General features: G+C 71.7%; 6 protein-coding genes. 2 read left to right on the forward strand and 4 right to left on the reverse strand.

The annotated features are described in order from the left end of the window. Window positions 1-348: 348 nt before the first annotated feature. Window positions 349-909 carry a MarR family winged helix-turn-helix transcriptional regulator gene (locus tag ACTWQE_RS32735; protein ID WP_443332724.1) on the reverse strand — a complete coding sequence of 187 codons (561 nt, stop codon included), beginning with the start codon at window positions 907-909 and terminating at the stop codon, window positions 349-351. Window positions 910-1,036: 127 nt separating this feature from the next. On the opposite strand from ACTWQE_RS32735, the gene ACTWQE_RS32740 reads away from it, so the two are divergent. Beyond that, the gene (locus ACTWQE_RS32740; RefSeq protein ID WP_443332729.1) at window positions 1,037-2,356 is read left to right on the forward strand and encodes an MFS transporter; all 1,320 of its coding nucleotides are present in this window, start codon (window positions 1,037-1,039) and stop codon (window positions 2,354-2,356) included. Window positions 2,357-2,767: 411 nt separating this feature from the next. Here the strand turns inward: ACTWQE_RS32740 and ACTWQE_RS32745 are convergent, their stop codons facing one another. Further along, on the reverse strand, window positions 2,768-4,618 hold the full coding sequence (locus tag ACTWQE_RS32745; RefSeq protein WP_443332725.1) for an ATP-binding SpoIIE family protein phosphatase: 1,851 nt from the start codon (window positions 4,616-4,618) through the stop codon (window positions 2,768-2,770). Window positions 4,619-4,939: 321 nt separating this feature from the next. Next, window positions 4,940-6,283: an NAD(P)/FAD-dependent oxidoreductase gene (locus tag ACTWQE_RS32750; protein ID WP_443332726.1), complete on the reverse strand. Its 1,344-nt coding sequence runs from the start codon at window positions 6,281-6,283 to the stop codon at window positions 4,940-4,942. 442 nt (window positions 6,284-6,725) lie between these two features. Between ACTWQE_RS32750 and ACTWQE_RS32755 the strand changes: the two genes are divergently transcribed. Then, window positions 6,726-7,499: a TetR/AcrR family transcriptional regulator gene (locus ACTWQE_RS32755; RefSeq protein ID WP_443332727.1), complete on the forward strand. Its 774-nt coding sequence runs from the start codon at window positions 6,726-6,728 to the stop codon at window positions 7,497-7,499. 745 nt (window positions 7,500-8,244) lie between these two features. Here ACTWQE_RS32755 and ACTWQE_RS32760 read toward each other — a convergent pair. Next, window positions 8,245-9,386, reverse strand: a 1,142-nt coding sequence (locus tag ACTWQE_RS32760; protein WP_443332728.1) for an asparagine synthase-related protein, incomplete at its 5' end; no start/stop codon positions are given.

Below are 9,386 nucleotides of genomic sequence, written 5' to 3' on the forward strand. Positions count from 1 at the left end.
GGACGCTTCCTTCGGCCCCGTCTCCGGGCCCTCCGGGCGCTTCCCTTCGGTGTTTCCAACCTTACCAGACTCTATTTCGCACCGTTCCCGGTCCGAATTCAGATTCCGGCCCCCTGTTGGAGCGGGGGTTTTCGCGCCTTCCGGCGCTGCCACCACGTTAGCGGATTTCCCGACCGGCTCATAATCGAGCCATTCGCATCAGATTTCGGCATGCCGAAATCATCCCCGATGGGAGATCGTGCAGAAGTGGTTTGCCGCCGGTGCGGCCCGAGTGATGCCGCAGAACCGTTACGTCTCCGTGGCAACCTGGAGGACTTTACGGATCTGACAGACCCGTGTCAAGCCCTCTCACGCAAGGTCCGACAGTCGCCCCTCGGCGTCCGGCTGAGCGTCCTCCACGCGCCGCAGCAGGCGGGTGAGCAGCTCGCCCAGCAGCGCCCGTTCCGCAGGTGAGAGGTCCTGGAGGAGATCCCCTTCGAAGACCGTGGCCAGGCGCATCGCCTCGAGCCACTTCTCCCGGCCCTCGTCCGTCAGTCCGACGATGACCCGCACGCGGTTGTTCTCGTCCCGCTCCCGCGTGACCAGCCCCTCGCTCACCATGCGGTCCACCCGGTGGGTCATCGCGGCCGGGGTCAGCCCCAGCCTCTTGGCCAGCTCTCCCGGACCCATGCGATACGGGGCACCTGCCAGGACGAGGGCCTTGAGGACCTCCCACTCGGTGTTGCTGATGCCGAGGGTGCCGGTCTGGCGGCCGTACGCGACGTTCATGCGGCGGTTCAGGCGCTGGAGCGCCGAGACGACCTGCTCGACTTGGGGGTCGAGATCACGGAATTCGCGCTGGTAGGCCGCGATCTGCTCGTCAAGACTCGGCTCCATGTGCGGCCCGGTCGGGTCCGGGGTGTCAGCCATGCGAGGAGTATGGCACGCAAGTCATTGGCATCGAAGTCCTTCACTGTGTACTCTTTAGAATCGAACTTTAGCTTTGAAGTCTTGAGGCTTCGACTCTTCAACCCTTCTTTGACCTAGGTAGGTGAGTGTGACCACCGCGATGGGCGCAGCTCTGCGCCGGATCCAGCTGGGTAACGCGCTGAGCGCGTTCGGTAACGGCTTCACTGTCCCGTTTCTGTTCATCTATGTGGCGCAGGTCCGGGATCTCGGCGCGGGCACCGCGGGTGTGGTGCTCGCGACGCTCGCTGTGGCCGCGCTCGTCGTGCTGCCCTTCACCGGTCGGGCCATCGACCGGCGGGGTCCGTTGCCCGTCGCGATCGCGGGTTCGGTCGCCGCGGCAGCCGGTTCGATGGCCCTCGGGCTGGCGGACACCGCGCCGCTCACTGTCGCCGCCGCGGGCCTGCTCGGCGCGGGCATCGCGGTGATCCAGCCCGCGCTGGCCACGATGATCGTGTGGTGCTCCACGCCGGCTACACGTTCCAGGGCCTTCGCCGGCCAGTTCTTCCTCAGCAACCTGGGGCTCGGCATAGGTGGGCTGCTCGGCGGGCTCGTCGTCGACACCTCACGCACACCCAGCTTTGTGACGCTGTTCTCCATCGAGGCCGCGATGTTCCTGGTGCTGGGTGCGACGGCGGCGACCGTGCGGCTGCCGAAGGTGCCCAAGGTCGAGGACGCTGTGCCGACGGACGTCCGGGCGCCCGGTGGCCTGCGGGCCCTGCTCGGCGACCGGACCATGGTCCAGCTGTGCGTGCTGGGCTTTGTGATGTTCTTCGCCTGCTACGGGCAGTTCGAGTCGGGGCTCTCCGCCTTCGCCGTCGATGTCGCACGGATATCCCCCACGACGCTGGGGGTCGCGCTCGCCGCCAACACCGCAGCCATCGTGCTGACGCAGTTCGTCGTACTGAAGCTGGTGGAACGGCGGCGGCGCAGCAGGGTCATGGCGCTGGTCGGGCTGATCTGGACGGTCGCGTGGGTCGCGGCCGGAGTTTCCGGAGTGGTGCACGGGAGCCAGGCGACAGCGACCGCGGCGATCATCTCGACGTATGCGCTCTTCGGGGTGGGTGAGTCGATGCTGTCCCCGACGCTGGCTCCGCTGGTCGCGGACCTCGCACCGTCCTCGCTCATAGGGCAGTACAACTCCGCCTTCGCACTGGTGAAGCAGCTGGCGTTGGCGGTCGGCCCCGCGGTGGGCGGGCTGATCGCGGGGGCGGGGATGTACACCGCGTACATCCTGCTGCTCGTCGGCTGCTCCCTCGGCATCACTGTGCTGGCGCTCCGCCTGGGGCGCCGGCTGAGCCCGGCGCAGGACAGGCCGCACCGCGCCACGGCCGCGTCCCCTGCCCCGGCCCCGGTGGTCGAGGAGCGGGCGGAACCCGAGGCGGGGGTGCAGGTGACGGCAGCCGTCTGACGTTGCGCGGCACTCGGGGCGGTGCCCACGCCGCACCGGCTCGGCTCCCGGCGCTACGCGTGCGGTTCCGGGGCCGACGGTAGTCCCAGGGCTACGGCACCCGGTGCTATGGGGGCTGCTCCGGGCCAACCCTGGTCCCAGGGCTACAGCGCCCGGTGTTACGTGTGGGCCCCGGGCTACGGGTGCGGGCGTTTCAGGGGGGCGGTTGCTGGGCTGCGGCTGCTGCTCCGGGGTTGCGCGTACGGCTCCGGTGGGCCAACCGCGCCGTCACGGTGAGCGCTGCCCTCCGCTCCTGCGCGCCTCCGGTCTTCCGGCTCGGTCCGGAAGGTCCGGCTGTCGGGCGACGTGACTCCGCCCGACCGCCTCTGCCGGAGCGGTAGCTCGCTGCTTCGGCGAGGCGGTCTTGTCGGGCTACCCCGCCGGGAGGGCGAACTCGCACCAGACCGCCTTACCGCCGCCCGGTGTGCGGCGGCAGCCCCACGACGAGGCGATGGTCGCGACGATCGAGATGCCCCGGCCCGCTTCGTCCACCGGCTCCGCGCGACGGCGGCGCGGCAGATGCTCGTCGCCGTCCGTGACCTCGACGATCAGCCGGCGGTCGGTGCGCCGCAGCCGGAGTCGCATGGGCGGGGTGCCGTGCTGGAGTGAGTTGGCGACCAGCTCGCTCGCGGCCAGCACGCCCAGGTCGCGCAGCTCGGCCGGGAAGCGCCAGCTCGCCAGGACGCCCGATGCGAACGCGCGTGCGCGGGGCGCGGCCTCGACTCCGCCGAGCAGTTCGAGGGCGGCGTTGTGGAACAGCTCCGCGTCATGGCCCGTGCGGGCGGGATGCTGGAGGACGAGTACGGCGACGTCGTCGTCATGGTCCGCGGTGACGCCGAGGGCGCGGATGAGTCGGTCGCACATGACCTGCGGCGAGCCCGTGGCACCCGCGAGCGCGCGTTCGAGGGCGGCGACGCCGTCGTCGATGTCCGTGTCGCGCCGTTCGACGAGGCCGTCCGTATAGAGCACGGCCGTGGAGCCGGGGCCCAGCGGCACGGAGCCCGAGGTGTGCAGCCAGCCACCGGTGCCCAGGGGCGGGCCGTTGGGCTCGGCGGCGCGGTGGACGGTGCCATCGGGGTCGCGGACGATGATCGGGAGGTGGCCCGCCGAGGCGTAGACGAGTCGGCCTTCGTTGGGGTCGTGGACGGCGTAGACGCAGGTGGCGATCTGGCTGGGGTCGATTTCCGCGGCGAGGCCGTCGAGGAGCTGAAGGACCTCGTGCGGGGGGAGGTCGAGGCGGGCGTAGGCCCGTACGGCCGTGCGGAGCTGGCCCATGACGGCGGCGGCCCGTACGCCCCGGCCCATCACATCGCCGATGACCAGCGCCGTACGGCCGGCGCCGAGGGTGATGACGTCGTACCAGTCGCCGCCCACGGCGGCGTCCGTGCCGCCCGGCTGGTACGTGGCCGCGACACGCAGGTCGTCGGGCTGCTCCAGCTGCTGTGGGAGGAGGCTGCGCTGGAGGGTGACGGCGGCCTCGCGCTGCCGCCGCTCGCTGGTGCGCAGTCGCTCGGCGGCCTCGACCTGGTCGGTCACGTCCGCGGCGAAGATCAGGACTCCGCGGTGGGGGCGGGTTGCCACGGGCGGTGCAGGCGGGGCTGATGGAGCAGAGGTGGCTGACGGGCCGGTAGTGACCGGCGGGGCGGGAGCTGTTCCCTTTTCCGCGAGTACGGCGCCCGGGTCGCGTGGCGTACGGCTCTCGGCGGACGCGCCCTCGGTGGGGCATGTACGGCCGTCGGCGGACGCGGCATCGCCGGGGCACGCACCGCCGCCGTCAGATACGCCGTCGTCGGCGGTCGCCGTGGACGGTTGGGCACCACCCTCGTCCGCGGCGGGAACTACTGCGGGGAGGTCGATCGGGCTGCACGTGAAGGTGAAGTAGCCGTGCCGGGTGCCGTCCCCGTCGGGCGCCACGCGCGCGCGGGGCACCCGACGGGACTTGACCGTGCGGGGCTTGCCGCTGCGCAGGACCTGGTCCATGAGGGCGAGCAGGCCGAGTTCGGCGAGTTCGGGAAGCTCTTCACGGGCGGGTGCGCCCGGCGCGCGGGGTCCGAAGACGCCGACGTACGCGTCATTGACGTACGCGACGCGGTGCTCGGGGCCGTGGACGACCGCGACCAGGCCCGGCACCTGTCCGAGGACGTCGTGGACGGACATCCCGTCCACGGTCGGGTGACCATCGGAGGGGGCGGCGACGGCCGGGGCCGTAACGATCCTGGGCATCGCGGAGGCCTGGTGCTCACCGCGCGCCGCGGGCACGGCACCGCCCGTCCCTGCGGCCGCCGACGGCTGCGGAGGGCCCACGCCACGGTCGGTCCGCGCGGCGGCGCGTCGCTGTGTTCCGGGGAGCCGGGCGCTCCAGCGCGTGAAGTTCACTGAGTTTTGCCTCGTGATGTCGCTTCGGGTCAGCCAGGCCGGCCGGGCGTACAGCTGCACTCTTTGTACGTGTGAGCCCACCCATGGTCACACGTCCAGTGTGACCGAGTGGACTGACATACGTCAGACGCGGGTCGTCCGTGGGGAGTTCCTGGCTCCGCCCAGCGGTCACGTCGTCTCGTTGTGGCGGCCCGTGCCGGCGGCGAGTTCGAATTCGCCGCGCGGGTTCTCCAGCGAGCCGAGCGAAACGATTTCCCTCTTGAACAGCCCGGACAAGGTCCACTCGGCAAGCACCCGGGCCTTGCGGTTGAAGGTCGGGACACGGCTGAGGTGGTAAGCGCGGTGCATGAACCAGGCGGGGTAGCCCTTCAGCTTCCGTCCGTAGATGTGCGCCACGCCCTTGTGCAGGCCGAGGGAGGCGACGGAGCCCGCGTACTTGTGCGCGTAGTCCTTGACCGGTTCGCCGCGGAGGGAGGCGAGGAGGTTCTCGGCGAGCACCTTCGTCTGGCGGAGGGCGTGCTGGGCGTTGGGCGCGCACGTCGCTCCGGGCTCGTCGGCCGTGAGGTCCGGGACGGCGGCGGCGTCGCCCGCGCCCCAGGCGTGGTCGACCCCGTCGACCCGGAGTGCGGCGGTGCACTTGAGGCGGCCGCGGCCGTTGAGCGGCAGGTCGCTCGCGGCGAGTACGGGGTGCGGTTTCACGCCGGCGGTCCAGACGAGGGTGCGGGTCGGGAAGCGGGAGCCGTCGCTCAGCACCGCCACCCGGTCCTCACAGCTGTCGAGGCGGGTCTCCAGACGTACGTCGATGCCGCGGCCCCGAAGTTCACGGACGGCGTACTGGCCCATCTCCTCGCCGACTTCGGGGAGGATCCTGGCGGTCGCCTCGACGAGGATCCACTTCATGTCCTCGGGGGAGACGTTGTGGTAGTAGCGCGAGGCGTAGCGGGCCATGTCCTCCAGCTCGGCGAGTGCCTCCACGCCCGCGTAGCCGCCGCCGACGAAGACGAAGGTGAGGGCGGCGTCGCGGACTTCGGGGTCTCGGGTGGAGGAGGCGATGTCCATCTGTTCGAGGACGTGGTTCCGCAGTCCGATGGCCTCCTCGACGGTCTTGAAGCCGATGCCGTACTCGGCGAGTCCGGGGACCGGGAGGGTGCGCGACACGGAGCCGGGGGCGAGGACCAGCTCGTCGTACTCGAGCTCGATCGCGCCGGCGCCCTCCTCCTCGGTGGCGAGGGTGGTGATGGTCGCGGTGCGCTTGGCGTGGTCGATGGATCTCGCCTCCCCGATGACGACCTGGCAGCCGTCCAGGACCCGGCGCAGGGGAACGACGACATGGCGGGGGGAGATGGAGCCGGCTGCCGCTTCCGGGAGGAAGGGCTGGTAGGTCATGTACGGCTCGGGGTCGAGCACGACGATCCGGGCCTCGTCGCGCTTCAGCTTCCGCTGGAGGCGCAGCGCGGTGTACATCCCGACGTAGCCGCCGCCGACAATGAGAATGCGCGCCGGTTCCTTCACAGAGGGTCTCCTCGCGACGTTGCTCGGCCCCTGGGTGGTGCGCCGCGGGGGGCGGGCCCCGCGGCAGAGCCGCTGACCATTGCGTGTACCCCGCCGTGTACCCCGTGAGGCACAGCACTCTCCCATGACGCACTGACGGCAGGCGTTTGTCCACAGGCCCGACGAAATGTGTGACCGGAGAACACGGGCCGAGCGCGGGCACGAATTCCTGTCTTCGCCGGGCAGCGTTGCAGGTCAGGACGGGGTGTCGGGGTGACCGGGGTGGCCGGAACCGGGGCGGATCGGGCCCGTGCTCCGATCGGGGGGCGGTCCGTGCGGAACTACCCTCTTCATTCTTGACCTGGGCTCAACTATGTTCATACATCGTCGGGGTGCCAGACCGCTCCCCGGCAGTCAGGGCGGGGAGTCTCCGGGGGGAGACATCATTACCGGGGGAACGGTTATGCACATTCAGGGCTCTTCTCATTGGCCGACCGCTGTCGCTTCCGACGGCAGTGGACCCACCATCGCGGCGAGTGCCGCAGCGGTGGGCGGTGGACCGGGCGGGCGCTCGGCGCCGCTTCGGGTGGACGCACAGCGCAATCTGGAACATGTCCTGCGAGCGGCTCGGGAGGTCTTCGGCGAGCTCGGGTACGGCGCTCCGATGGAGGACGTGGCTCGGCGGGCCCGGGTCGGCGTGGGGACGGTGTACCGGCGTTTCCCGAGCAAGGACGTGCTGGTCCGTCGCATAGCCGAGGAGGAGACCGCCAGGCTGACGGAGCAGGCGCGGACCGCGCTGGGGCAGGAGGAGGAGCCGTGGTCGGCACTCTCCCGCTTCCTGCGGACCTCGGTGGCGTCAGGCGCGGGGCGGCTGCTGCCCCCGAAGGTGTTGCGTGTGGGGGTGGACGACGCCGAGACGGAGGCGGCGGCCGAGGCGAGGGTGCCCCAGCAGCGGCAGGCGCAGCCGGGGCTTCGGCTGGTCGAGCAGCCGGCGCAGGCGGCTGTTGACGATCCGGACAAGGACTCCGGGGCGGCGGCGCTGCTGGAGGTCGTCGGTCAGCTGGTGGAGCGGGCGCGGGCGGCCGGGGAGCTGCGCGCGGACGTGACGGTCGGGGATGTGCTGCTGGTGATAGCCACGGCCGCGCCGTCGTTGCCGGACGCGGCGCAGCAGCAGGCGGCTTCGGCTCGTCTGCTGGACATCCTCCTGGAGGGCCTGCGGTCCCGTCCGGTGGCGTGAGCTCGGTCCGCGAGGGGGCTTGCCGGCGTACGTCCGGTCTCGTCATCTCGCGGCACTTCTCTCCGTCTCTCGGCAGGTCCTGCTCTCGGCAGGTCTTGCGATCTCGTCACTGCTCGCGATCTCTCGTCATCGCGGTCGCCGGGCCTTCGTTGTCCGTGGAGCACAACCCGAAAGGGTGAACGCCGTGCTCCACGGCTCGAAGACGCCCCGGATGGGTGGTTGACCCCTTTGACGGGGTAATGACGGCCTGCTCTGTAGCACGCTGACGCGACATATGCGGATGTGTCCGGCGGGTAGAGGGGCTTCCGCTCTGGGTGCCGACGGACGGGACGAACCATGCGGTGGCAGCGAACCGGGTGTCGAGGGGACCGGGCAGCCGGATGTGCTGCCCTCTCGGGCAGGTGCCGGGGCAGGGCGGTGCGCCTGGTATACCGCCTGTTGGTGGCCGGGGCGGGAGCGTGCCTCAGCAGCGGGGCGGCCGCAGGAGCAGCGGCGCCGAGCCCAGGGACAGGTACGGGAATGAGTCCGGACACCAGCCCCAGCGCGGTGTCCTCGTCCCGGTGGAGACCGCCCGCTGCAGCGGCGCGCGGACGTTGTCGAGCTCGGTCTCGAGCCGCCGGAGCCAGGGCAGTGCTCCGTGGACCGCAGACGCGGCTCCGCGGTGCGGACGAAGGCCCGCCGGAAGAGGCGAGGGCCGGAAGGCGAGGGCCGGAAAGGGTTGGGACCGGAAGAGGCCAGGCCCGTATCAAAGGGCCCGGCGCGGCACCACGCCCCCCGCCACCGCCCTCTGCCGCGGCGCGGCCGACCCCATCCAGCACGTGCCGCGCCGCGCCAGCAGCCGTCTCAGCCACAACTCCGTGGAGACCAGCTCCGCCAACCCGTCCAGGGGCAGCGGTTCGCCCCCGGCCGCCGAGCGCAGTGCCTTGCGGACGACCCGTGCTTCCACCAGGCCCGCGTCGGCCAGCAGCGGCGCGTCGAACAGGGCGATGAGGTCGCCCACGAATGCCCGCAGCCCGGTCCGTACCGCCGCCGAATGGGAAGCGTGCGATGTGGCACCCCAGCCGGCCGGGAGATCGCGGATGCCCGCACCCGCGAGGACGGTGCGCAACACAGAGGCGCGCGCCCCCGGTTGCACGCGGAGCGCTTCGGGGAGCGCGCGGCATGCGCGTACGACCTGGTTGTCGAGAAAGGGCGCGTGCAGGCGCTGGCTGCGCACCTCCGCGGCTTGTTCGAAGACACGATGGTCCATGGCGTACCGGGCGAGCGCCGCCCGGGCCCGCCGCTCGCCCGGGCGTTCGAGGGGCGCCGGCCGGGCCGCGGCCTCCTGCAGCCGGACCGACACTTCGGCGAGCGCTTCCCCCGTCAGCCAGCGCGCGGCCGGCCCGGGGCGGCACCAGGCCAGGGCTGCCACGGAGGCGTCCACGGCGCCGCCACCGCCGCCGAGGGCCGCTGTGCCGCCGAGGACGGCACCCCCGTCGGCGCCGTCGTCGAAGCGCCGGTCGAGGAGCCGCTCGGCGACGTCCTGTACGCCCTCGGAGTACGGCGTACGGGCCAGCTTGCGCGCCGCACGGTAGACGGTGAAGGGCACGAACAGCGACAGCGCCGACGGCCCGTCCGCTCTGGCCAGAGCCGCCACCGGCCGGAGCAGGCGCCTCCGCTGCCGGTCCAGCAACAGGTCGGCCAGGCGCGCCGGGTGGGCGTCGAGGACCTGCCTGGCCCCATGCCCCACCAGATGGTCCGCACTGCCCGCGGCCAGCCGCCGCCGGTGCCGTTCCGCGACGACCAGCGACGGCCCCGGCTCGTCCGTCAGCGGACCGCTGTCCAGGTCCGCGTACGGCAGGGCCTCCTCGCCCGCCGCCACGACCACATGGTGCAACCGGGGATTGG

It is taken from the genome of Streptomyces sp. 8N706 (assembly GCF_052245415.1).
Lineage (GTDB): Bacteria > Actinomycetota > Actinomycetes > Streptomycetales > Streptomycetaceae > Streptomyces.